Annotated in this window: 21 protein-coding genes; all 21 read left to right on the forward strand. The window is 36.9% G+C overall.

All coding sequences use genetic code 11. The annotated features are described in order from the left end of the window. On the forward strand, positions 1-1,515 hold a 1,515-nt coding region (locus Q0393_RS00505; RefSeq protein WP_298977104.1), incomplete at its 5' end, for a hypothetical protein. Further along, positions 1,508-1,873 (forward strand): GtrA family protein, encoded by a 366-nt coding sequence (locus tag Q0393_RS00510; protein WP_298977106.1) that lies wholly within the window; start codon positions 1,508-1,510, stop codon positions 1,871-1,873. The genes Q0393_RS00505 and Q0393_RS00510, both read left to right, overlap by 8 nt. 1 nt (position 1,874) lies before the next feature. Further along, the gene (locus Q0393_RS00515; RefSeq protein ID WP_298977108.1) at positions 1,875-2,807 is read left to right on the forward strand and encodes a glycosyltransferase family 2 protein; all 933 of its coding nucleotides are present in this window, start codon (positions 1,875-1,877) and stop codon (positions 2,805-2,807) included. An 11-nt stretch (positions 2,808-2,818) separates the two neighbouring features. Beyond that, positions 2,819-3,592: a glucose-1-phosphate cytidylyltransferase gene (gene rfbF, locus Q0393_RS00520; protein WP_298977110.1), complete on the forward strand. Its 774-nt coding sequence runs from the start codon at positions 2,819-2,821 to the stop codon at positions 3,590-3,592. Between the two features lie 11 nt (positions 3,593-3,603). Further along, entirely contained in the window at positions 3,604-4,677 is a 1,074-nt protein-coding gene (gene rfbG / locus Q0393_RS00525; RefSeq protein WP_298977132.1) for a CDP-glucose 4,6-dehydratase, read from the forward strand. Next, complete coding sequence (locus Q0393_RS00530) at positions 4,674-6,467, forward strand: thiamine pyrophosphate-binding protein (RefSeq protein ID WP_297922911.1); 1,794 nt, start codon at positions 4,674-4,676, stop codon at positions 6,465-6,467. The genes rfbG and Q0393_RS00530 overlap by 4 nt, the downstream gene beginning before the upstream one ends. A gap of 1 nt (position 6,468) precedes the next feature. After that, positions 6,469-7,149, forward strand: coding sequence for a hypothetical protein (locus Q0393_RS00535; RefSeq protein ID WP_297922908.1), 681 nt, complete (start codon positions 6,469-6,471; stop codon positions 7,147-7,149). Further along, the gene (locus tag Q0393_RS00540; protein ID WP_298022334.1) at positions 7,146-7,934 is read left to right on the forward strand and encodes an aldolase/citrate lyase family protein; all 789 of its coding nucleotides are present in this window, start codon (positions 7,146-7,148) and stop codon (positions 7,932-7,934) included. Before Q0393_RS00535 ends, Q0393_RS00540 begins: the two co-directional genes overlap by 4 nt. Then, the gene (locus Q0393_RS00545) at positions 7,931-8,860 is read left to right on the forward strand and encodes an NAD(P)-dependent oxidoreductase (protein WP_297922901.1); all 930 of its coding nucleotides are present in this window, start codon (positions 7,931-7,933) and stop codon (positions 8,858-8,860) included. Before Q0393_RS00540 ends, Q0393_RS00545 begins: the two co-directional genes overlap by 4 nt. Then, complete coding sequence (gene rfbH, locus Q0393_RS00550) at positions 8,857-10,188, forward strand: lipopolysaccharide biosynthesis protein RfbH (protein ID WP_298977111.1); 1,332 nt, start codon at positions 8,857-8,859, stop codon at positions 10,186-10,188. The genes Q0393_RS00545 and rfbH overlap by 4 nt, the downstream gene beginning before the upstream one ends. A gap of 138 nt (positions 10,189-10,326) precedes the next feature. Further along, positions 10,327-11,463, forward strand: coding sequence for a non-hydrolyzing UDP-N-acetylglucosamine 2-epimerase (gene wecB / locus Q0393_RS00555; protein WP_298977113.1), 1,137 nt, complete (start codon positions 10,327-10,329; stop codon positions 11,461-11,463). Next, positions 11,460-12,650 carry a UDP-N-acetyl-D-mannosamine dehydrogenase gene (gene wecC / locus Q0393_RS00560; RefSeq protein WP_298977115.1) on the forward strand — a complete coding sequence of 397 codons (1,191 nt, stop codon included), beginning with the start codon at positions 11,460-11,462 and terminating at the stop codon, positions 12,648-12,650. The genes wecB and wecC overlap by 4 nt, the downstream gene beginning before the upstream one ends. Positions 12,651-12,770: 120 nt before the next feature. Then, entirely contained in the window at positions 12,771-13,742 is a 972-nt protein-coding gene (locus tag Q0393_RS00565; RefSeq protein ID WP_298977116.1) for an acyltransferase, read from the forward strand. Beyond that, positions 13,739-15,868 (forward strand): bi-domain-containing oxidoreductase, encoded by a 2,130-nt coding sequence (locus Q0393_RS00570; RefSeq protein ID WP_298977118.1) that lies wholly within the window; start codon positions 13,739-13,741, stop codon positions 15,866-15,868. Before Q0393_RS00565 ends, Q0393_RS00570 begins: the two co-directional genes overlap by 4 nt. Beyond that, a complete protein-coding gene (locus Q0393_RS00575; protein WP_298977119.1) occupies positions 15,865-16,839 on the forward strand; it encodes a glycosyltransferase in 975 nt (324 codons plus the stop codon). Before Q0393_RS00570 ends, Q0393_RS00575 begins: the two co-directional genes overlap by 4 nt. Further along, positions 16,833-17,519: a methyltransferase domain-containing protein gene (locus Q0393_RS00580; RefSeq protein ID WP_298977121.1), complete on the forward strand. Its 687-nt coding sequence runs from the start codon at positions 16,833-16,835 to the stop codon at positions 17,517-17,519. Before Q0393_RS00575 ends, Q0393_RS00580 begins: the two co-directional genes overlap by 7 nt. Next, positions 17,512-18,615 (forward strand): hypothetical protein, encoded by a 1,104-nt coding sequence (locus Q0393_RS00585; protein WP_298977123.1) that lies wholly within the window; start codon positions 17,512-17,514, stop codon positions 18,613-18,615. The genes Q0393_RS00580 and Q0393_RS00585 overlap by 8 nt, the downstream gene beginning before the upstream one ends. After that, positions 18,605-19,324 carry a methyltransferase domain-containing protein gene (locus Q0393_RS00590; RefSeq protein WP_298977125.1) on the forward strand — a complete coding sequence of 240 codons (720 nt, stop codon included), beginning with the start codon at positions 18,605-18,607 and terminating at the stop codon, positions 19,322-19,324. Before Q0393_RS00585 ends, Q0393_RS00590 begins: the two co-directional genes overlap by 11 nt. A gap of 127 nt (positions 19,325-19,451) precedes the next feature. Further along, positions 19,452-20,318 carry a hypothetical protein gene (locus tag Q0393_RS00595; protein WP_298977127.1) on the forward strand — a complete coding sequence of 289 codons (867 nt, stop codon included), beginning with the start codon at positions 19,452-19,454 and terminating at the stop codon, positions 20,316-20,318. A 401-nt stretch (positions 20,319-20,719) separates the two neighbouring features. After that, positions 20,720-22,816 carry an alginate lyase family protein gene (locus Q0393_RS00600; RefSeq protein WP_298977129.1) on the forward strand — a complete coding sequence of 699 codons (2,097 nt, stop codon included), beginning with the start codon at positions 20,720-20,722 and terminating at the stop codon, positions 22,814-22,816. Further along, the gene (locus tag Q0393_RS00605; protein ID WP_298977131.1) at positions 22,809-23,447 is read left to right on the forward strand and encodes an acyltransferase; all 639 of its coding nucleotides are present in this window, start codon (positions 22,809-22,811) and stop codon (positions 23,445-23,447) included. The genes Q0393_RS00600 and Q0393_RS00605 overlap by 8 nt, the downstream gene beginning before the upstream one ends. Positions 23,448-23,461 lie beyond the last annotated feature (14 nt).

The following is a 23,461-nucleotide window of genomic DNA, read 5'->3' on the forward strand; positions in this document are numbered from 1 at the left end:
AATGTGGGATTGGTTCTTTTTGCAAGTCTTTTTGTATCTTATGCTTTTATATCTAGTAGCGTAAAAGATTATTTTAAAAGAATAGGATTTTTACTATTCTTTACTGCTATATTCTTTGCATTCATAAATTTTATAATGCCTTTCGATCCTTCATCGATAACCGATAATGATTCAAAGGGAAGCTTATGGACTGTAGCGACTAGATTTATTTTTGAACCAGAGCTTAGTCGGATATTAACAATAAGCGTGTTGGAATTTTTTATAATACTAATTCTTACATATTTTGGAAAAAATATTGTATATCTATATGATGTATTGGTAGGACAAATTGCAGCAAGAACAACTATCTTATTTCGATTTACTATCGTAGCTATTGGACTGACTGCGCTTACTTATATTGTTTTATTTCATAATACTGTTATATTATATATTATTAAATATATCTCTTATATTAGCTTTTCCATAGCTATGATTTTGTATATCATGTTTGCTGCTATGTTCTATAAAAACAGTAGTATTTTTGGATCAAAAATTTACATTTTCATTACTTTTTGTGCTGCTGCTATAGTTTATAGTAATACTTTCACTACTATCGCCTTAAATATGAATAGCATTCTTTTGTGTGCAGGGTTGGCATTCAGCTTTTTATTAAATCAAAATTTGCGCAAAATAGCCAGGATTTTACTGATCTATTGGATGCTTGTAATGGTATCTTTCATAATATACGTAAAATTTTTAATACCATATAATTGGCTTGAAAATTATCAAGGTAGTGTATTCGAGGCTAAATCCGAGACCTCATATATTCCTTTAAAAAATATTTATATGAATCAGAAATTATCTTATATTTTTGACTATATTCATGATTATGTACCTAAAAATACAGTATCTGACAAAGATTTTTACTTTTTTAACTTACCGATAATGTATCTTTTAAATGATAAAATTCCACCATATCACTTAGTAACACAATGGTTTGATGTAACTCCAACAAAACTGATTAAACAAGAATATATTAATTTCACAAATAGACCAACCAAGAACATCGTTTTATATCAATATTATAAAAAAGCGTTTGATATAAATAAAAGACTTTTGAGAAAAGATGATTTTATTCAAGAGGATTTTTATAAAGTAATGAATAAATGGGTAAAAGAGGGTAGATATAAATTTATAAACTCCTTTGTTGTACCTAATAGCTTGATGTTTAATAATGCATCTAAAAATTTAAATATTCAAACAGATGTAATAATTCAAAATAGTAACTTTTTTGATCAAAGTTATGAAAGGTTCTATTTATGGCTACAGGATAGCGGCGTAAATCTCATACAAATCACTAGAGACGGAGTCGTTTTGCAAGATATTAATAATACAATTAGGAATTCGGATATAGTAACCTTGAATGGTAATGTAGCCAATATAATGGAAATTTTACCTCAACTTGGGGTTGAGCCGATTGATAAGGCAAATTTTAATACTATAAATATTTATAGACAAAATGATAGCTATGATTAAACGACAAGCCGTCAAGTTTCTCCTCGTAGGCATCATGAATACTACCTTTGGGTATGGGCTATTTGCCCTTTTTATCTATTTGGGTCTATATTATCCTCTTGCCGTATTGTTTTCTACGATACTAGGCGTATTGTTTAACTTTAAAACTATAGGCAAGCTGGTATTCGGTAGCAGTGATAACGGTCTAATATTTAGATTTATACTAGTTTACATCATTACTTATTTTTTAAATATATTTTTTCTATGGCTTTTCAAGTGGCTTGGATTCGATAATATGTATATAAACGGTTTTTTGCTTTTGATCCCGCTAGCTGCGGTATCATTTTTATTAAATAAATTTTTCGTCTTTAGGAGATGATATGAAAAAGATCAGTATAGTTACTGCCTGCTTTAACGAGGAGGAGAATGTAGAGGAAGTCTATGCGCGCGTAAAAAAAGTTATGGAAGGATTTTCGGAGTACGCCTACGAGCATATATTTATTGATAATGCTTCTACCGATAGGACGGTTGAAATTTTAAAACGCCTAGCAAAGGATGATAAAAATTTAAAGATCATCGTAAATTCCAGAAACTTCGGGCATATCAAATCGCCAACCTATGCGCTTTTGGGTGCAGACGGAGATGCTGTTATCTCTATCGTAGCCGATTTGCAAGATCCGCCCGAGATGATTACGCAGTTTATAGAAAAATGGCAAGAGGGCAACGACTTGGTTTTGGCTATTAAGCGAGATAGCGAGGAGCGCGGCGTGATGTTTAAAATCAGAGAGTGTTATTACGAGCTCTTATCAAAACTATCTGAGATCGAAATTTTTAAGAATTTTACCGGCTTTGGACTTTTTGATAAAAAGGTCATCGCGGCTCTTAGACAGATGCATGATCCGTATCCGTTTTTTCGAGGAATGCTCGCGGAAGCCGGTTATAAGGTAGCCAAAATTCCTTACGATCAGCCTATAAGAATTCGAGGAGTTACTAAAAATAACTTTTACACGCTTTATGATATGGGGATACTCGGTATAATCTGCAATTCCAAAGTACCACTTCGGCTTGCAACCTTTATAGGTATGATAACGGGCATTTTAAGTATAATAGTAGGACTTGTGTATTTTATACTTAAGCTAATTTATTGGGACGAGATGAGCGTGGGCATCGCGCCTCTTATCATACTTTTTTCATTCGTTTCATCTGGAATTTTGTTTTTTATCGGTATAATAGGCGAATATATCGGGGCAATTTATACACAAGTGTTGAATCGCCCATTGGTATTTGAAAAAGAAAGAATAAATTTTGATTAAAGGGAGCTTTAATGAAAGTTTTAATACTAGCAGGAGGTTTCGGTACTAGGCTTGCCGAAGAGACGAGCATTAGGCCAAAGCCAATGGTAGAGATCGGCGAAAAACCGATTTTATGGCACATTATGAAAATTTATAGTTTGTATGGATTTAACGAATTTGTCATTCTACTTGGCTATAAAGGCTACTATATCAAAGAATATTTTGCCAATTATTTTTTGCATCAAAGCGATATGACTATAGATTTGAAAAATGGCAAAATGGAAGTTTTAACCAATTTTAGCGAGCCTTGGAGCGTTACGCTGTTAAATACCGGACTAAACACTATGACGGGCGGTCGTATTAAGCGAGCTCAGAGCATAGTGAGAGACGAACCATTTTTACTTACTTATGGCGATGGTGTTAGTGATATCGATATCCACGAGCTTGTAAAATTTCATAAGTCCCATGGCAAAGCGCTTACGATGACTTCCGTTCAACCGGAAGGTCGTTTTGGGGCACTAAATATAGATGACGAAAGTCGCGTGCATGAGTTTAAGGAAAAACCAAAAGGAGATGGCAATTGGATCAATGCGGGTTTCTTTGTATGCGAACCTAAGGTTTTTGACTATATTACGAATGGAGATGCGACGATATTCGAGCAAGAGCCGCTTATGAATTTGGCACACGACGGTGAAATTTTAGCGTATAAACATAACGGCTTTTGGAAACCGATGGATACGCTTAGAGACAAGCTTGAGTTAAACAAAATTTGGGATAGCGGCAACGCTCCGTGGAAAAAGTGGTAGCAATGCAAGATATGCAGGATCTATACTCCGGAATTTATAAGGGCAAAACAGTTTTGTTTACCGGGCATACCGGTTTTAAGGGCTCATGGCTTAGTCTATGGCTGGAGCGCTTGGGCGCGAAAGTGATAGGGTATTCGCTTCCGGCGCCTACAGAGCCAAATCATATAGGACTTTTAAATTTAAATATCGTCCAGGTGATCGCTGACATACGAGATCTTGCTAAATTAAACGAAGTCTTTGCAGCTTATAAACCAGACATCGTATTTCACTTTGCCGCTCAGGCGCTCGTACGCCCATCTTATGCCGACCCTATTACAACCTACGAAACCAATGTCATCGGCACATTAAAAGTCCTTGAAGCTTGCAGAAAAGCAGGCGTTCGCGCGATCGTAAATATCACCAGCGACAAGGCTTATGAAAATAAAGAATGGGTTTGGGGATATCGCGAGAGCGATCCTATGGGCGGATATGATCCATATAGCTCGTCGAAAGGCTGCGCGGATCTTCTGGCTAATTCATATCGAAACTCCTTTTTTAACGAAAAAGATTACGGCACAAAGCATCAAACGCTGCTTGCCACGTGTCGCGCAGGTAATGTCATAGGCGGCGGAGACTGGGCACAAGATAGATTGATTTGCGACGTTATGCGCGCAGCAGCTAAAAATGAAGCGGTAACGATCCGCAATCCGCATGCGACACGCCCTTGGCAGCACGTACTCGAGCCGCTTGGCGGATATTTACTCGTGGGGCAAAAGTTGCTTGAAGGGCGAAAGGAATTCGGCGGTGCGTGGAATTTCGGACCTAGCGATGATGGTGCGATTAGGGTGCTTGATGTACTAAAGAGCGCCAAGCGATATTGGGATAAGATAGAATTTAAAATCGGCTCCGACACGGATCAGCCGCATGAGGCAAATTTATTGAAGCTTGATTGCTCTAAAGCACATGCGCTGCTTGGCTGGAAGCCCGTTTGGGATAGCGAAACGGCATTTGAAAAAACTGTAAAATGGTATAAAAATTTCTACGAAAACGGCGCGATCGATACCGAACAAAATTTAAACGACTACGTAAAAAAGATGATGCGATGATAAAAGTTAGCGATTTTATAGCAAAATTTATAGCCGAGCACGAAGATACCGCAAAGACCGTATTTATGGTCTCGGGTGGCGGCAATATGCACCTGATAGATTCGCTTGGCAAAAATGAAAATTTAGAGTATGTCTGTAACCATCACGAACAGGCTTGCGCGATAGCCGCAGAGGGATATGCGCGCGTCTCAAATAAGATCGGTATCGCGTATGTTACCACAGGCCCCGGCGGGACAAACGCGGTTACCGGCGTTTACGGTGCCTGGGTGGATTCGATCCCTACGATGATCATATCGGGACAAGTGAAATTTCAGACGACCATTGCTTCGCAACCCGAGTTAAATTTACGTCAGCTCGGCGATCAAGAGGTTAATATCGTTGACATCGTAAGGCCTATCACAAAATACGCCGTAATGATAACGGATAAAAATAGCATAAAATTTCATCTGCAAAAAGCTATTTATGAGGCTAAACACGGCAGGCCCGGACCCGTATGGTTGGATGTGCCGCTAGACATACAAGGCGCGATGGTGGACGAAGCGGATTTGGTAGAATTTGAAATCCCAGAAGAGCCGAAATTCGACACAAAAATCCCACAGGTTCTAGATGCGTTAAAAGCTGCTAAACGCCCCGTTATCATTGTGGGTAACGGAGTGAGGTTAGCCAATGCAAAAGATGATTTTAGAGCCTTGATTGACGAGTTAAAAATCCCTGTTTTGACTGCTATTTCAGGAGTTGATTTAATAGAAACTTCAAATAAGTATTTTTTTGGTAGACCGGGAATTTTAGGTGAGAGGGCCGGGAATTTTGTAATTCAAAATAGCGATTTGGTAATAGTATTAGGTACAAGATTAAATCTTAGAATTTTGAGCTTTAATTGGGAATTTTTTGCGCGAGAAGCCAAAAAAATTATGATTGATATAGATGAAAACGAACTTAATAAAAAAACTTTTATTCCGGATATAAAAATTAAATCCGATGCAAAGGTTTTTATAAATGATCTTAGAGAAAAAGCTAGAGATTTAAATCTAGAAATTGGAGACTGGCTTAAATATTGTAATAGAATAAAAATGAAATATCCTGTTTTTGATAAGTCCGTATTGAAAGAGAAGAATTATGTCAGTTCATATTATTTTCCAAGATTACTTTCGGAGAAATTACCAAAAAATTCTCTCTTGCTTACCGGTAATGGCATAGCATATACATCAACATTTCAGAGCTATCCGGTACGAGCAGGTGATAGGCTTTTTGCAAATGTCGGATGTGCTTCTATGGGCTATGATTTGCCGGCACTAATTGGTGCATGCGTAGCAAATAATAAAAGACAAACTATATGCTTAACCGGTGATGGAAGCATTCAGATGAATATCCAGGAATTGCAAACTATTATTCATTATCGGCTTCCCGTTAAAATTTTTATGTATAACAACAATGGATACCTCTCTATACGCATAACTCAACATAATTATTTCAATAACAATTTTGTCGGTGAAAGTCCTATAAGTGGTGTAAGTATACCGGATATGAAGGCGCTCGCTAAAATTTATGGCTTTAAAGTATTTCAAATTAAAAATAACGATGATGCCAATGCAAAAATAGATGAAATTTTATCATGTGAGGGATCGGTGTTTTGCGAAGTGATGCTGCCGCCTAATGAAGCCATAGGGCCAAAAGTTGCATCTATGAAGCTTCGGGATGGGACTATGATATCAAAACCATTGGAAGATCTTGCTCCATTTTTACCTCGAGATGAATTTTATAAAAATATGATAGTAAAGCCTTTGGATTGATATGAGATTTTTATTTTTGGATTTTGACGGCGTCCTTTTTGATACTGTACGTGAAGCCTATGAGGTTTGTAGATCTACGCCAAGTTTTTTAAGGCAAAAATTTGATGAAAAGCAATATGCCGAATTTTTAAGATTTAGACCTCATGTGGGTCCGGCATGGAATTATTATTTCGTTATGACAGCTATAACTAATAACAATAAAGAGCTTTTAGCTTTTGATTATAACAATGAAGCAAAGAAATTTGAAAAAGACTTTTTTGAGACTCGTAAAAAGTTAAAAGCAAATAACTATGAAAATTGGTTGGCTTTGAATAGGCCATATCCGTTTTTATTGGAGCTATCAAATATGAAACTGAATCGGCAGACTTTTATTGTAACTACTAAAGATAGTAAAACTGTATTGGATTTAGCCAAAAGATTTAATATTCAATTTATAAATAACGATAATATATTGGGGGCAGATATATTTGCTAAATTTAATTCAAAAGCTAATATAATAAATTCAATTTTAAAAGATGGCGATAGCGGGATTTTTATAGATGATTCAGAAATGCATTTAAAAAAATGTGAGCACATAAAAGGACTTAAGTTATTACAGCCCGATTGGGGATATGTAGAGAGGAATAGTAAGTATATGGGCGATATTAAAATGATATTAAGCGTATTGGAGGAAGAGGTATGAATATAAATGAATTTGAGATGATAGACGTACTTAAAAGGCTTAAAAACGAATATGGCGTATTTGAGTTAAAGGCCGAGTTTGAAGCCGAGGGAAGTCGTATGGAGGAGATGATGCGTTTGCGAGATATTGCCAATCGAGCAGATTTGCCTATCATCTTAAAGATCGGTGGAGCTGAGGCGGTTACGGATATTTATAATGGTATCATTTTGGGCGTAGAGGGCCTTATTGCGCCTATGGTAGAAACCCCGTATGCTGTTTATAAATATCTAGGAGTTATAGAAAATTTGATAAATCCAGACAACCGAGATTATATAGATTTTGCTATAAATATCGAGACAAAAACTGCGGTAGAAAACATAGATGAAATTTTAAAATTAGAAAAAATTTCGCTACTAAGAAGCATTACATTCGGTAGAAGCGATTTTGCGCAGTCATGCGGTTTGGCTAAAAAAGATGTAGATAATGAGAAAATTTTAAATGCTGTTCAGCGAGTATCTCGCGCCGTAAAAGCGAAAGGTTTAAAATTTGCAATAGGCGGAAATATTACGGCTAAATCTATTGATTTTATCAAGACTCTAAAAGCAGAAAATTTAATAGACAAATATGAAACCCGCAAAGTAGTTTTTGCTATAGACTCTATTAATGCCAATCCGCGCGAAGGAATAAATACGGCACTAAAATTTGAACTGTTGTGGCTAAAGTCAAAAAGAAGATTTTATGCAAGGATAAAAGCTGAGGATGAACAGCGTATAGAAGATTTAGAAAAAAGGCTAAGTAGCAGATGAATCTATTCATCACGGGCGGTAGCGGTTTTATCGGGTCGCATCTAAAAAAGCGTCTTGCGCTAAATGGAAATTTTAACGTTTTCGCTCCAAAAAGTAGTGAGCTAAATTTGACTGACGAAAGCGCAGTTGACGATTTTGTTCGTGCGCATAAAATCGATGCTATCGTTCATCTAGCCAATCGTGGCGGCGGTCGTGATACGCTGGATATGACAAATGTGACCGAGTATAATTTGCGGATTTTTTTCAATATCGCCAAGCAAAAAAACAAGGTTGCAAGGATCATATCATTTGGAAGCGGTGCGGAATACGGCAAATACAAGCCGATAATAAATGCTCGCGAGGATGATTATAAAAAGGCGCTTCCGCTTGATGAATACGGTTTTTACAAAGCTATCACGTCGCATTACATTGAGGATTGCGCGGATAATATCATCCAGCTTCGTTTATTTGGAATTTACGGCGAGATGGAGAATTACCGCTATAAATTTATCACAAATGCCGTAGTAAAAAACTTACTGTACCTACCCATCACGATCAATCAAAACGTATTTTTTGATTACATGTATGTCGATGACCTGTTAAACGTAGTGGAATTTTATATAGAAAATGACGCGCGGCATAAAATTTACAACGCAAGCAGCGGGACAAAAATCGATCTACTCGGCTTGGCTGCGCTAGTAAATGAAGCGAGCGATTTTAAATCGGAGATAATCGTACTAAATAAAGGGCTAAATAACGAATATACTTCCGACAATAGCCTGCTAAAATCTGAGATGGGAGATATGTTTAAGCTTACGTCGCATTTGGAAGCGATCGGTAAAATTCATAAATATTTTAAGCAAAATTTTACTAGCTTAGACTTAGATACCATAAAAAAAGATCCATATTTGAGAAAAATCAATGAAATTTGGAAAGGCAAAAAATGACCCCGCAAGAATTAAAACAAGAAATTTTAGAAAAGACAAAAGAGTATTATAAACTGGTTCATGAGCCGGCGCAGAGAGCTAAATTTGAACCCGGCAAAAGCCGTGTGAATTACGCAGGTAGAGTCTTTGATGAGCATGAAATGGTAAATTTAGTAGATAGCTCGCTTGATTTTTGGCTTACATACGGCACATATTCTAAAAAATTTGAAAAGGAATTTGCCAAAATGCTTGGCGTAAAATGGGCGTTTTTGGTAAATAGCGGAAGCAGTGCAAATCTACTTGCATTTTTTGCACTTACCTCGCCACTTCTAAAAGAGCGCCGCATAAAAAAGGGAGATGAAGTTATAACCGTAGCGGCGGGCTTTCCTACGACAGTTGCGCCTATCGTGCAATACGGTGCCGTTCCAGTTTTTGTCGATATGGAGCTTGAGTATTTTAACATAGACCATACGAAGCTTGAGCTTGCGCTTAGCCCAAAAACGAAAGCCGTCATGGTAGCTCACACCCTGGGAAATCCTTTTAATATAAAAGCCGTGAAGGAATTTTGCGATAAACACGATTTGTGGCTTATCGAGGATAACTGCGACGCGCTGGGTTCTCTGTATGACGGTAAGCCGACCGGCACATGGGGAGATATAGGCACAAGTAGCTTCTATCCACCCCATCATATGACTATGGGCGAGGGCGGCGCTACATACACAAACAATCTGCTGCTTAAAAAAATTATGCTAAGTATGCGTGATTGGGGACGCGATTGCTGGTGTGAGAGCGGCGTAGATAATACCTGCGGGAGGCGCTTTTCGCAGAAATTTGGCGAACTGCCGCTTGGATATGATCATAAATACGTTTATTCGCACTTCGGATTTAATTTAAAAGCCTCCGATATGCAAGCTGCCGTGGGATGCGCTCAGATAGATAAATTTCCTAGTTTCGTGCAGCGTCGCAGGCAAAATTTTAAAAAGCTTTATGATGGCTTAAAAGATATAAAGGAGCTTATCTTAGTTAAAGCTCAGCCGCATTCCGAGCCTAGCTGGTTTGGCTTTATGATGACGGTTGCAGACGGGGCAAAATTTAGTAGAAACGAACTGAGCGAGCATCTAGAGAAGGCGGGCGTGCAAACAAGAAATTTATTTGCGGGCAATATGATCAAGCATCCGCTATTTGCAGACCTTAAACGCGGGATAGATTATAAAATTTCAAGCGAGCTAAAAAATACCGATAAGATAATGAACGATAGTTTCTGGGTAGGCGTATATCCTGGTATGAGTGATGAAAAGATAGGGTATATTATAAAAACTGTTAGAGGATTTGTATCTACTAAAAGCTAAAATATAAATCAGATCAAAATTTTAAAGCTATATGCAATGTAAATGGCGTCATTTTATTTGGTTAAGCGCTGATATAGCAAAATTTAATTAAAATTACGGCGATAAATTTGGTTAAAAAACGGATATTTAGGGGAATTTATGACTAAAAGAAAAATTTTGATAGTATTTGGAACGCGCCCGGAGGCCATTAAGATGGCTCTGTTGATAAAGGAATTTCAAAAACACGCGGAATTTGAAATGAAGGTTTGCGTCACGGCGCAGCACAGACAGATGCTCGATCAGGTGCTTGAATTTTTTGAGATCAAGCCGGATTTTGATCTAAATTTAATGAAGCAAGGGCAGGATCTGTACGATATTACGTCTGGTGTTTTGCTTGGTATGCGCGATGTATTTGGCGAATATACCCCAGACATCGTGTTTGTGCATGGAGATACTACTACTACTTATGCCGTTTCTTTAGCGGCATATTATCAAAAGATCGACGTTGCTCACGTAGAAGCTGGACTTAGGACGCATAATATCTATTCACCGTTTCCTGAAGAGATAAATAGGCAGATGACGGGGCTCATAGCTAAATATCACTTCGCACCGACCACCGATGCAAGAGACAATCTCTTAAAAGAAGGCAAAGATCCAAAAAATATAGTCGTTAGCGGCAACACCGTTATAGACGCGCTTTTGTGGACGATAGACAAAATCGAAAACAACGAGCTGCTAAAAAATAAAATTTTATCCTTTATAAATTCCAAATATAAGCTTAGTGATAGAAAATTTATTCTCGTTACAGGACACAGACGAGAGAATTTCGGAGAAGGCTTTGTTAATATTTGTGAGGCTTTACGTGAAATAGCGCTAAAAAACGAAAATATCGACATCGTTTACCCCGTGCATTTAAATCCAAATGTAAGAAAGCCTGTAGGAGAAATTTTATCGGGCATTTCGAATATATTTTTAATTGATCCACTAGAGTATGATAGTTTCGTCTATCTTATGAGCAAGTCATATATGATAGTAACAGATAGCGGCGGCATCCAAGAGGAGGCGCCGAGCCTGTGCAAGCCCGTTTTAGTTATCAGAAAAACTACCGAAAGACCTGAAGGGATGAGAGCAGGATGTGTAAAGCTTATCGGCACCAAGCGCGAAAATATCATAAAAGAGGTGCAAAAGTTATTAAATTTAAAAGATGAATATGATAAAATGAGTAAAAGTGTAAGCCCGTATGGCGACGGTAAAACTTGCAAAAAAATACTGGAATTTTTAAAAGGAATATTATGAAAAAAGTTTGCATCTTAGGTCTTGGGTATATAGGGCTACCGACAGCAGCACTTTTGGCAAATAGGGGCTATAAAATCCATGGCGTTGATGTGGTGCAGAACGTCGTAGATACGATAAATGAGGGTAAAATTCATATCGTAGAGCAAGGGCTCGGGGAGCTTGTAAAAAAATCAGTAGAAAGCGGAAATTTAAAATCAGACGTTAAGCCTGATTTCGCAGACGTTTTTATCATAGCTGTTCCGACGCCGTTTCGAGATGGATACGTGCCAAATATCGACTACGTCATAAGTGCGGCAAAATCTATAATACCATATGTAAAAGACGATAATATGGTCGTTTTAGAATCCACTTCGCCGGTAGGTACTACCGAAAAGATAGGTGAAATTTTAAAAAATGGCGGTGTTGATATTTCTAAAATTTATATCGCTCACTGCCCGGAGAGGGTTTTGCCGGGTAAAATTTTAAAAGAGCTTACGCAAAACGATAGAATCGTGGGTGGAACTACAGAAATTGCTACTAAAAAGATAGCGGAATTTTACGCAGAATTCGTAGAAGGCGAAGTTTTACAGACTGACTCAAAAACTGCAGAGATGTCAAAGCTTACAGAGAACTCTTTCCGCGACGTAAACATAGCCTTTGCAAACGAGCTTAGCATTTTGTGCGATAAATTCGGCATTAACGTCTGGGAGCTAATTTCGTTAGCAAATCGCCATCCGCGAGTTAATATTTTAAACCCGGGCTGCGGCGTAGGCGGGCACTGCATAGCAGTCGATCCGTGGTTTATCGTCCATGCGGGAGGCTACGAAGCGAGGCTGATCAAATCTGCAAGAGAGGTCAATGATCACAAAGCCGAGTGGTGTATTGAAAAAATTAAAAACGCCGCTTTGAAATTTGAGCTGCAAAACGGCAGAAAGCCCAAAGTCGCGTGCATGGGGCTTGCTTTTAAGCCGGACATCGACGATTTGCGGGAGTCGCCTGCGCTAAATATAACCAAATGCTTGATCGCAGACGGCGTCGATGTGATCGCCGTAGAGCCCAACATCAAGGCTCACAAAGATTTTGAGATAGCGGATTATAAAAAGGCTATCGAAATTTCAGACATTATCGTATTCTTGGTCGGACATAAGGAATTTAAAGGGCTAAAAATAGAAAAAGAAGTTTTGGATTTTTGCGGAATTTGTAAATGAGTTTTCAAAAAGTAATATATAGAGATAACCATCTGAATTTTTTTAGATTACTTTTTGCTTTACAAGTGGTATATATGCACTCAACCGAGTGGCTAATACCGCTCTTGTGGGGGGGGGAACGTGGATAAATTTCTTAGGCTATTTCCCGGCGTCCCATTATTTTTTCTGGTTTCGGGATTTTTAATTACCGATAGTTATTTAAATAGTGGGAATTTAAAAGAGTATTTTATAAAAAGAGCGCTTAGGATATACCCAGCTCTATTCGTAAATATTTTAGTACTTGAGCTAGCTATGTACGTGGGCAAAAATTTTAATGATATCTCAGTATTAAAATACGTGGAATACTTCGTACTCTATGTAATTACTGCCGCTTCAGGTATAGCGGGCTTTATAATCGGTATAAAAAACGACGCTTTATATAATTACGACGGCTTTTTTAGCTCCTATCCAAGCGGCGTTTTATGGACGCTTAGCGTCGAGTTATCGTTTTATATTCTCCTTCCGTTTATTTTGTGTATTAAAAAAGCAATCATAAGAAATTTATTGTTGGTTTTCCTATTTTTTACATCAATGATAATTCCTGCGATCGCCGATGAAAATTTTTACTCTGCTTCAAATTTAAATAAGCTTCTCGAGCTTATATGCTTGCCGTTTTTGTGGATATTTATCATCGGTATGGTTATGCGGCTTTATTGGCTGGATATAAAAAAATATCTCGTAGATTATGGCTTATTTTATATTGCGTTCTATTTAATATTTTGTTTTGTGGCTATAGAGTTTGGAAACGGGCTTGGAGATTATAAAAGGGGCTTAGAAATTTCTACCGTATTTCAAATTTTCCTTTTAGCGCTAGCCATGTTTAGTATGGCTTTTTCTTATACAAATTTAAAGATGGCCAGAAGCACCGATCTCTCTTATAGTACATATCTTTATCATATGCTAATAGTTCAAATTTTAATTAGTCTGGGCTTTGGCGGCTCTTTATGGCTATATCTCATGGTGGTAGCCGCGACACTCGCGATAGCTTGCATTTCTTGGAATTTTATAGAAAAGCCGGCACTAAAATTAAAACAAATAAAGGTTATAAAATGATACAAGCAATAGTTAAAAAAGGTAAAGTTTTAGCAGAACAGATCCCCGCTCCAAGCGTTTCAAAGGGATGCGTTCTTATCAAAGTAGTGAATAGCTGCATATCGGCGGGCACCGAGATAAGCGGCGTATCAAATAGCGGCAAAAGCCTGATCAGAAGGGCTTTAGAGCAGCCTGAGAACGTAAAAAAAGTCATCAATATGGTGAAATCCGACGGCATAGCCAGCGCCTATGCGAAGGTAAAAGGCAAGCTTGATAGCGGAAATCCGACCGGCTATTCGCTTAGCGGCGTCGTCATAGCGGTCGGAGAGGGCGTTTCAAATTTTGAGATCGGAGAGCGCGTCGCCGCAGCCGGTGCAGGACTTGCAAACCACGCAGAATACGTAGACGTACCTAAAAATTTAGTTATGAAAATGCCGCAGGATATGGACTTTGAACGGGCTTGCACCGTAACGCTCGGCGGCATAGCGATGCAGGGCGTTAGGCGGATCGATCTAAGGTTGGGCGAGACCTGCGTAGTTGTGGGAGCTGGGATTTTGGGGCTTCTTGCGGTGCAGATGCTTAAAATTTCAGGAGTGAGGGTCGCTGTCAGCGATTTTGACGATAGGCGCTTGCAGATAGCAAAGGAATACGGCGCCGAGCTTGTTATAAACCCGTCAAAAGACGATTTGCTAGATGTCGTTGCGTCTTGGAGCGGTGGATATGGCGCCGATGGAGTACTATTTACCGCCGCTACGAGCAGTAGCGAGCCGCTGTCGCAAAGCTTTCAGATGTGCAAGAAAAAGGGCAGAGTGGTGCTTGTAGGCGTTGCCGGCATGCAGATCAATAGAGAGGATATGTATAAAAAGGAGCTTGATTTTCTCATCTCCACATCCTATGGCCCCGGTCGCTACGATAAGAGCTACGAAGAGCAGGGGCTTGATTATCCGTTTAGCTACGTAAGATGGACCGAAAATCGAAACATGAGCGAGTATCTAAGGCTGGTAAATGAAAATTTGATAAAGTTGGATAAGCTCATAGACGCAAAATACCCTATCGAGCAGGTAACAGAGGCGTTTGAGTCGCTACAGACTTCGCAGAATAAGCCGCTTATGGTTTTGCTCGACTACGGCGAGGCAAATTTAGCCGAGCTTGATAGCTATCTAAATCACGATAAAAAAATCATCATAAGCTCCGCGCCAGTAAACAGGGACGTGATAAACGTCGCGTTCGTCGGAGTCGGTGGATTTGCTACCGGTATGCACCTGCCTAATATCTCAAAGCTTACGGATAAGTATAAAATTTACGCGATAATGAACCGAAGCGGGCATAAGGCAAAGGCGGTGGCGCAGCAATACGGAGCGAACTATGCTACTTCAAATTTAGACGATATTTTAAATGACAAAAACGTTGATCTGGTGATCATCTCCACAAGGCACGATAGCCACGCAGAGCTTACTTTAAAGACGCTTGAGGCAGGCAAAAACGTATTTGTAGAAAAGCCGCTTGCGACAAACAAAGAGGAGCTTGAAAAGATAAAGAAATTTTACGAGGGGGGAGGCGATAAGCCCCTTTTATTCGTGGGATTTAACAGGCGATTTAGCGCTTACGCGCAGGAGATAAAAAAGCACACGAGCGCTAGAATAAATCCGATGATAATTAGATATAGGATGAACGCGGGCTATATACCGATGGATCACTGGGTGCACGAAAACGGCGGCAGGATGGTGGGCGAAGCGTGCCATATAATAGATCTGATGACGGCGCTAACGGGCAGCGAGATACAGAGCGTATTTTCGCAGGCTATCACGCCGAGCAATGAAAAATATAGCGCCGAGGATAATAAATCCATCGTTTTAAAATACAAAGACGGCTCGGTGGCAAATATCGAATATTTTGCAAACGGCAGCAAGGAGCTAAGTAAGGAATTTATGGAGATCCACTTTGACGGCAAGAGCATCGTTTTAGACGATTATAAAAGCCTAAAAGGATATGGAGTGGGGCTGAAAGAAATTTCAACAAATGTAAGCCAAAAAGGGCAGCTCGAAGAGCTCGAGGTGCTATTTGGGACTCTAAAAGGAAGCAAAAAAGGCTGGCCGATAGAGCTTTGGGATATGGTGCAGACGACGGAGATTTCATTTTTGATATGAGTTCGTTAGTACAAGATAGGCTTAAAAAATACGATAAAATTTTAATAATCGGACCGTATCCGCCTCCTCTTGGCGGAGTGTCGGTTTATATCTATAGACTTAGTAAGTCGCTAGATAATTCGCAAGTATTTGATGTATCCAAAAATGGTTTTAAAAAATATATCGATTTATTTGCAGTATTGTGCAGGACAAAATTTCGAGCCGTAAATATTCACTCGTTTAGTATGACGATAGTTTTTGTGCTTATGATTACTAGACTTTTTAAAAATTTTGATTTAATTGCTACTAGCCATAATCCAAGGTTGTTTGAGGAGAGCTCTAAATTTAAGGTATTGATTTATAGAGTCTTTTTTCATTGCATAGATGTTTTGGTGGTAGTTAATAAACATATTTTAGATGATTACAAAAGTAGGGATTTGCATATTCCAAAAAGTATTATAATCGAGCATGCTTTTTTGCCGCCGCCGTTAGAGGAGGAAGATAAAATTTTAGCTACCTACCCCGGCGCTTTTTACGATTTTATAAAAAGCAAGACACAGATAATAACGGCAAATGCATTTCAAATATCTTTTTATAAAAATACTGATTTATACGGACTTGATATATGCATAGAACTTACGGCTAAGCTAAAAAACGTCTATCCAAATTTAGGGTTTATTTTTGCGCTAGCAAATGAAAAGGTTAATACGGAGTATATAGATAAAATGCGCTTACGAATAAAAGAGTTAAATTTAGAGGAAAATTTTTATTTTCTGACTGGGCAAAAAGAGCTTTGGCCTATATTTAAAAAAGCTAGTCTAATGATAAGACCTACGAATACCGATGGCGACGCCCTTAGTATTCGAGAGGCTTTATACTTTAAATGCCCTGCGATAGCAAGCGATGTGTGCGACAGACCGATAGGAACGATTTTGTTTAAGAATAGAAATTTAGATGATTTATGTGATAAGGTAAAGGATATTTTATGTTAGATAATGTGATTTTTAGAAAAGATGAAATAATAAAAATATGTTGTGATAAAAAAGTTTTACATCTCGGTTTCATACAACATAAGCTGTATGAGCAAAAAATCAAATCCAACGATTGGCTTCATAGTAAAATTGCAGAAGTTGCTAGCTCCTTAGTTGGTTTTGATTATTTGCAAGAAGATGTAGAAATTTTGAAAGATAAATACGGCTATATTGCATATTATGCAGATGTTACACGACTGGATAAGCTTGAATACCAAGATAAATTTGATATTGTGGTGTGCGGAGAACTGATTGAGCATATTGAAAATCCTGGTCTAATGCTGGATGGCATAAAAAGATTTATGCATAATGAATCATTATTAATTATCACTACGCCGAATCCTTGGTCTAATGAGCGTATTAAGCTAATCAAGTTTGGGAAGCTCGAAAATTTATGGTTAAATAAAGAGCATGTTTGTTGGTATAGCTTTGAGACATTAAAGCAATTATTGGACAGAAAAGGATATGTAGAGAAAAAATATGACTATTATTACTCAGAAAACAAAAATATGTTTTTTAAGACAAAATCCTTTTTAGATTATATTAAAATTTTGAAAAGAATATTAGTATACCGGCTCACTAAAAGACAAAATTATGATGGCCTATTTTTCATTGCTAAAGCAAAGAGTAGAGATGATTAGTAAAGCGAAATGGTTTTTAGATAAAACCTCTCCTATTATTTTTGGCATAGATGATATTACAAATTCAAAATGTCAGTCACGTTTTTTAAGAGAGCAATGTGATTGTGGTTATCTTGGATTAGGCGATGGAGGTCTATACAATTATTTTGTAAACTATTTATTAAATAAATATCCAGAAATTAGAGTTACATATTTTTTGGTAATGAATTCGCATTCAACATATTTAGATAACGGTAAAACTGGATCTATATACAATAATGATGATTTTTTAAAGCTATTAAATTCTATTCTTGGTAGATCTGATGAGATAGCATACCATGGACATAATCATGGATATTCCAATGCTACATTGATGGATAGAAAATGGTGCAGAGAATTTGAGCAGTATTCTCCGAGCGAATATTTTAATATTATAAAAAATGATTTAGATCTTTTCAAAAAAACATTTGGCTACCAAATTTTAGGAGGAAGAACCCCGTGCTACAGTTTTAGAGAAGATTTGGTTGGAGGGTTAATTGACTTGAAATTTCGTTGGTGGTCCTTTGACTTTAAGCCTTTTAAAAATAATATTTCTTTGAAGTATGGCGATGATAAAATTATAGCAATGCCGTCAAATATAAGTGGTGATGCTTTTATATATGGAAGAAATGCATTAAAAAGTGAAATTAAGTATTTTTTAAATATTCTCAAAATAGAAAAGATGATAAAAAATAGATATGTGATTAGTGTAGCAGAACATTTTATGAATGCTAGACCGGATGGAAAGAGGCAAACGCCAAATGTTTATGATGATATAAATTCTTTAGATTTTCTCTTCGGATATTTAAGGAATAAAGATGTTTGGTATGCTACTTTTAGCGAATGTGCTAATTATTACGAGAGCTATAATAATACCGATATTTTAGATATGGGCGATGGAACGTTCGAAATAAAATATAAAGGTGATTGGAAAATGTTTCTAACATTTATCTCAGATCATAGATATTTACAAAATATACAGACTAAAGAAATTTACGAAGGCTTTATGAAAAACAATAGGTGGCTTTTTAATGATTTGGTCGAGGGAATATATAGGGGACATGAAGATGTATTTTGACAGACATTTTTCTTTGATTACCGGATATAGATTTTTGTTAAAAGACGTTATAAAATATATAGCGATAATAGATTATTTTTTTGATTCTAAGTATAAAATTTTAGATATAGGTTGTGGGAGAAAACCATATAAGAAATTATTAAAAAAGTCTGCTGCAAAAGAAGCTGGTGCTGATTACGTAGGTCTTGATGTGTGTGAATGCGAATATGCAAATCCGGATATAATAGGTAATTCCGAAAATATTCCTTGTGATAATTCTAGTTTTGATGCAGTTATGACGGTTTTCGTTTTAGATGATTCTTTTTATATTAAAAAGACTTTTTGTGAAATTTCAAGAGTGCTTAAAGACGGCGGGTATTATTTTGCTTTTGAAGCGCAGAGCACAAGCATACATAATCCTCCTTTTGATTTTTTTAGGTTTGCTCCAAACGCCATGATTGAGCTAGCAAAAGAAGTGAATTTAGAACTTATAAGATATGATACATATGGCGGGGACTTTGCAAACGTAGGCTTTGGTTTTATATCAATTATACGAAATACACTAAGTAGCCTCAGGCTAGAACCCCTTTTGGGTCCTATATTTTACTTGCCGATAAACGTAATTTTTAGACTTTTAGATCTAATAGGTAGATTAAAGGTATTTAGAAATAAATATAAAAATAATTCCTTGGGGTATTTCTATATTTTTAAGAAAGTAGAGAATGCTTAAAAAGTTTATTAAGACGATATCTTTATATACTATTTTTTTGATGATTGAAAAAATTTTATCTGTACTATTTTTTTCATATATCGCTCATACATTAAGCATGAATGATATGGGTGCATATGGACTGTACATGACTATATATGTATTTTTATCTTTTTTACTATCGCTAGAATTTAAATCTGGATACGCAAGATATTACTACGAATATTCTACTGAAGAATCCAGATATAAGCTATTTTGCGGTATCGTTAATGTTACATTTCTTTCTCATGTAATTGTGGGTATATTGTTATTGTGTATTATAAATTCTTTTAATTTATTGAGTTGGAAAATTTTTATCGCTTTGGCTATTTTATCGTTTTCTGATAGCCTGATATATCTTATACAGTATCAAAAAAGGTTGGAAGAAAAGGATATGCAATATGGAATAATTATAATTGGTAAGATACTCTTAACAATTATATTTTATTTTATTATAAAAAATTACGATATGGGAGGTAGTGCGATCAATATAATATATGCTATGTTATTTTCTAGTACAGTTGTCTCCCTGGTTAGTTATTTTAGCTTTTTTATTAAAGGTTGGCTGTTTAGCGTAAATTATCACATCACAAAGAATTCCTTTTTATTTTCCATAAAAATTGCGCCCGGTATTATTGGGTCATATCTGTCATCATTAAGCCCGCAATTTATTATTGATAAAGTTTTTTTAAATAGAGACTTTAATGGAATATTTTCAGTTTATCAAAAAATAGCATCAACTATTTATATTATGTTTGATCCGCTTTATATGGTTTTTTCACAGAGAGTCCTTAAATTTTATAAGGAAAAGAATTTTATAGGAATCTATAAGATGATGCTTAATATAATTTTTAACGGATATGGATTTATGACGTGCATTTTTATTTTAGGCTCATATTATGTCGTATATATATTTGCGGGAGAGAAATATATAGAGTATCAACACTTCTTATTCATATTTTTATTCAGTGGGTAATGCGCATTGATTTCGAGAATTCTTGAATTAAATATCCAGATTTCTGGGAAAAGTCATTATTTTTCTTATTTAGAGATATTCGTAGGAGTGTTAAGCGTATCTTCTCTTTTGCTTTGTGCATATTATTTTGATTTTTACCTCTTTATATATTGTATAGCGGTTATTTCATTTTTTAGATTTGTTATTTATATGATAGTTTCCAAAAAAATATATCCAAAATTATTTTTAGGGTATTTTTATTATTTGTTATTTTTATTCTTTCCTAGCATAATCTATATTTTTAAAATACTTGACATGCTATCGGAAGTTTTATTATTTCTATTAACTCTGATTTTTTATAGCTGGTTATCTATTAGGGCAATTAAAGAATATAAAAGCTGTCTGTGCATAGAGGAAGCATAATGTTATATTATTTAAAGCGACTATATTCTACTCCGTTTCGTATAGTTTTAATAAAGTTATTTAATAAAATAACTGTTTTTCTAAATAACTTTATTAATCGCTGCATTGATTTTATAAATAAAAATACTCACATAAATTTTAACATTCCAATCATCAAAACTAGCTACATAAATATAAAAGAGCTCGATCTGTTAAATATCGATCCGGATGTCGCAAAATATCTATCCAACATGTATATCGATCATAAATTTGATCTGCTCGGTAGCGGCTGGGTGAAAAATAGCTATGATAGCGCGGCGCTCGGGCTTGAGGGCTACAAATACGATATGAATGTCGCGGCGCCCGCGAGCGCACCTGAAGGCTACGAGCCAATCGATTGGCAAAAGGATTTTAAAAGCGGCTTTCGGTGGAGCGAAAAAAAATGGTACAAAGATCAGCGCATAGCCCATAAGCCCGGTAGCGACATAAAAGTGCCGTGGGAGCTTGCGAGGCTTCAGCACCTGCCGCAGCTTGCTATTTTTGCGATGGCGGATCCGAGTTTGAAAGAGCGAAATTTAAAGGAATTTAAAAATCAAATTTTAGATTTTATCAGCAATAATCCGCCTAGAATGGGCGTAAATTGGACCTGCACGATGGATGTTGGCATCAGGATTGCCAACATGCTGGTGGCTTACGATATGTTTTGCCAGATGGACGTGGGCGGAATTTTAGATCAAAATTTCAAGCAGACCTTTTCAAATAGCGTCTACGAGCATGCGCTTCATATCGTAAATAATCTGGAATATTCGCCGCATCTTACGTCAAACCACTATCTAAGCGACATCGCGGGCCTGCTGCAAGCTTGCGCGTATTTGAACGTCGGCGGCGAGACGGACGCGTGGCTTGCATTTGCGATCCAAGAGATAATCTGTGAAATGAAAAAGGAATTTTACGAAGACGGCGGAAATTTTGAGAGCTCTACGAGCTATCACCGCTTAAGCGGCGAGCTAATGGCGTATGCCACGGCTCTGATACTTGGCTTAAAAAGCGAAAAAATTTCATCTTTGCAAAATTACGACGCAAAGATTTGGCGCAAAAAACCGAAGCTCTTGCCGCTCGAGGAGCAGGAATTTAAAATTCTAAACGGTCAAATAGAGCTGCCGCAGTGGTTTGCGGACAGGCTGTATAAAATCGGCAGATTTACCGCAGACATTATAAAACCAAACGGCGAAGTGCCGCAATTCGGCGATAACGACAGCGGCAGATTTTTTAAATTTAGCCCGAACGGCGAGTTTTTGAGCAACGAACAAGCCGCGCGAAAATATCTAAATTTAAGCGGCTTTGAGGGCGGCGACGAGCCGTTTTGGGACGAAAATATTTTAAACCATTCCACGCTAATTAGCTGCATGGGCGGAATTTTTGACGATGAGATATTTAAAAACGATATGCGCTTTGAGAGGAGTTTTGCTCGATCTCTTGCCGGGCGCACGCTGCAAGTAAGCGATAAAACATATAAAAGCCAGGTCGCCTCGGGCGTGAAATTCGGCGAACTGCCGCACCGAAAAAGCATGGAATTTAAAATTCCAAATTCGCAAGAGATCAAAAATATATTTTATCCGGACAGTGGAATTTTTATCTTTAAATCTGATAAATTTTACCTCGCTATCTGCGCTACGCCGCTCGGACAAAATGATCACGGCGGGCATACCCACAACGATAAGCTAGGCTACGAGCTGTGGATAGATGGCCGCGACATAGCGAGAGACCCCGGTACCTATCTTTATACTCCGATCCCCGGCAGGAGAAATGAATTTAGAAGCGTCAGGGCTCATAACGTGCCGATCGTGGAAGATCTGGAGCAAAATAGTTGGGGCGAGGGGGCGATCGGATTATTTGGAATGTTTTTGGAATGCAGATGCGAAGTGGCGGGTTTCGGAGAAAATTTTATAAGCCTCGCCGCGGAATACAAAGGCGTAAAAATTATTAGAAAATTTGAGATAAAAGAGGACAAATTGGAGATTATTGATATGGCAAACATGGAATTTTATTATAGTAAATTTGAGTTTTATTCAAATGGGTATGGAAAGTTGGTTAAAATCGGTGTAGCCAATGGATAGTAGTATTATAGTAAATAATAATTTTAATTTATTAAGATTGATAGCCGCGCTCCAAGTTATGTTTGTTCATGCAAATGGTTATTTAGCAGATAAAAGCGATTTGTCTCAGAATATAACTAGTATACTAAATTTTAGCGGTGTAACTGTATTTTTTCTGATTAGCGGTTTTTTAATAAGTATGTCTTATGCAAAAAATCAAGATTTAAAAACTTACATTAAAAATAGAATTTTAAGAATTTACCCAGGGCTTTATGTTAATATTTTTATCAGTATAGTAATTTTATATATTTTTATAGATTTAAATTTTGACTTTAATTTTTTTAAATGGCTTCTTACTCAAATCAGCTTTTTACAATTTTATAATCTTGAAGCCAGCAGGGCTTTTGGTACGGGTGAGATAAATGCGCCGCTTTGGACGATCTCGATTGAGCTAGTATTTTATGCTGTCTTACCCATCGTTTTTTTTATAAATAAAAAGATAATGATTCCAACAGGAAGGAAAATATCTATCAACGTTTCAAAAAAAGTAATATTAGTCATAGCCATTACAAAACCATATTTTGTAGTAATTATCCACGGAAATAAAAGAATAAAGTGCGTAGAAATTATAATTATCAGACATTTTAAATAATTCTTAACCATATA

This window comes from uncultured Campylobacter sp. (assembly GCF_938015785.1).
In the GTDB taxonomy this organism is placed as follows: Bacteria; Campylobacterota; Campylobacteria; order Campylobacterales; family Campylobacteraceae; genus Campylobacter_B.

Excerpts from the sequence above, each read along its gene's own strand:
- Q0393_RS00510 (WP_298977106.1), top strand. The coding sequence starts at position 1,508 with ATGATTAAACGACAAGCCGTCAAGTTTCTCCTCGTAGGCATCATGAAT.
- Q0393_RS00515 (WP_298977108.1), top strand. The coding sequence starts at position 1,875 with ATGAAAAAGATCAGTATAGTTACTGCCTGCTTTAACGAGGAGGAGAAT.
- rfbF (WP_298977110.1), top strand. The coding sequence starts at position 2,819 with ATGAAAGTTTTAATACTAGCAGGAGGTTTCGGTACTAGGCTTGCCGAA.
- rfbG (WP_298977132.1), top strand. The coding sequence starts at position 3,604 with ATGCAGGATCTATACTCCGGAATTTATAAGGGCAAAACAGTTTTGTTT.
- Q0393_RS00530 (WP_297922911.1), top strand. The coding sequence starts at position 4,674 with ATGATAAAAGTTAGCGATTTTATAGCAAAATTTATAGCCGAGCACGAA.
- Q0393_RS00535 (WP_297922908.1), top strand. The coding sequence starts at position 6,469 with ATGAGATTTTTATTTTTGGATTTTGACGGCGTCCTTTTTGATACTGTA.
- Q0393_RS00540 (WP_298022334.1), top strand. The coding sequence starts at position 7,146 with ATGAATATAAATGAATTTGAGATGATAGACGTACTTAAAAGGCTTAAA.
- Q0393_RS00545 (WP_297922901.1), top strand. The coding sequence starts at position 7,931 with ATGAATCTATTCATCACGGGCGGTAGCGGTTTTATCGGGTCGCATCTA.
- rfbH (WP_298977111.1), top strand. The coding sequence starts at position 8,857 with ATGACCCCGCAAGAATTAAAACAAGAAATTTTAGAAAAGACAAAAGAG.
- wecB (WP_298977113.1), top strand. The coding sequence starts at position 10,327 with ATGACTAAAAGAAAAATTTTGATAGTATTTGGAACGCGCCCGGAGGCC.
- wecC (WP_298977115.1), top strand. The coding sequence starts at position 11,460 with ATGAAAAAAGTTTGCATCTTAGGTCTTGGGTATATAGGGCTACCGACA.
- Q0393_RS00570 (WP_298977118.1), top strand. The coding sequence starts at position 13,739 with ATGATACAAGCAATAGTTAAAAAAGGTAAAGTTTTAGCAGAACAGATC.
- Q0393_RS00575 (WP_298977119.1), top strand. The coding sequence starts at position 15,865 with ATGAGTTCGTTAGTACAAGATAGGCTTAAAAAATACGATAAAATTTTA.
- Q0393_RS00580 (WP_298977121.1), top strand. The coding sequence starts at position 16,833 with ATGTTAGATAATGTGATTTTTAGAAAAGATGAAATAATAAAAATATGT.
- Q0393_RS00585 (WP_298977123.1), top strand. The coding sequence starts at position 17,512 with ATGATTAGTAAAGCGAAATGGTTTTTAGATAAAACCTCTCCTATTATT.
- Q0393_RS00590 (WP_298977125.1), top strand. The coding sequence starts at position 18,605 with ATGTATTTTGACAGACATTTTTCTTTGATTACCGGATATAGATTTTTG.
- Q0393_RS00595 (WP_298977127.1), top strand. The coding sequence starts at position 19,452 with ATGACTATATATGTATTTTTATCTTTTTTACTATCGCTAGAATTTAAA.
- Q0393_RS00600 (WP_298977129.1), top strand. The coding sequence starts at position 20,720 with ATGTTATATTATTTAAAGCGACTATATTCTACTCCGTTTCGTATAGTT.
- Q0393_RS00605 (WP_298977131.1), top strand. The coding sequence starts at position 22,809 with ATGGATAGTAGTATTATAGTAAATAATAATTTTAATTTATTAAGATTG.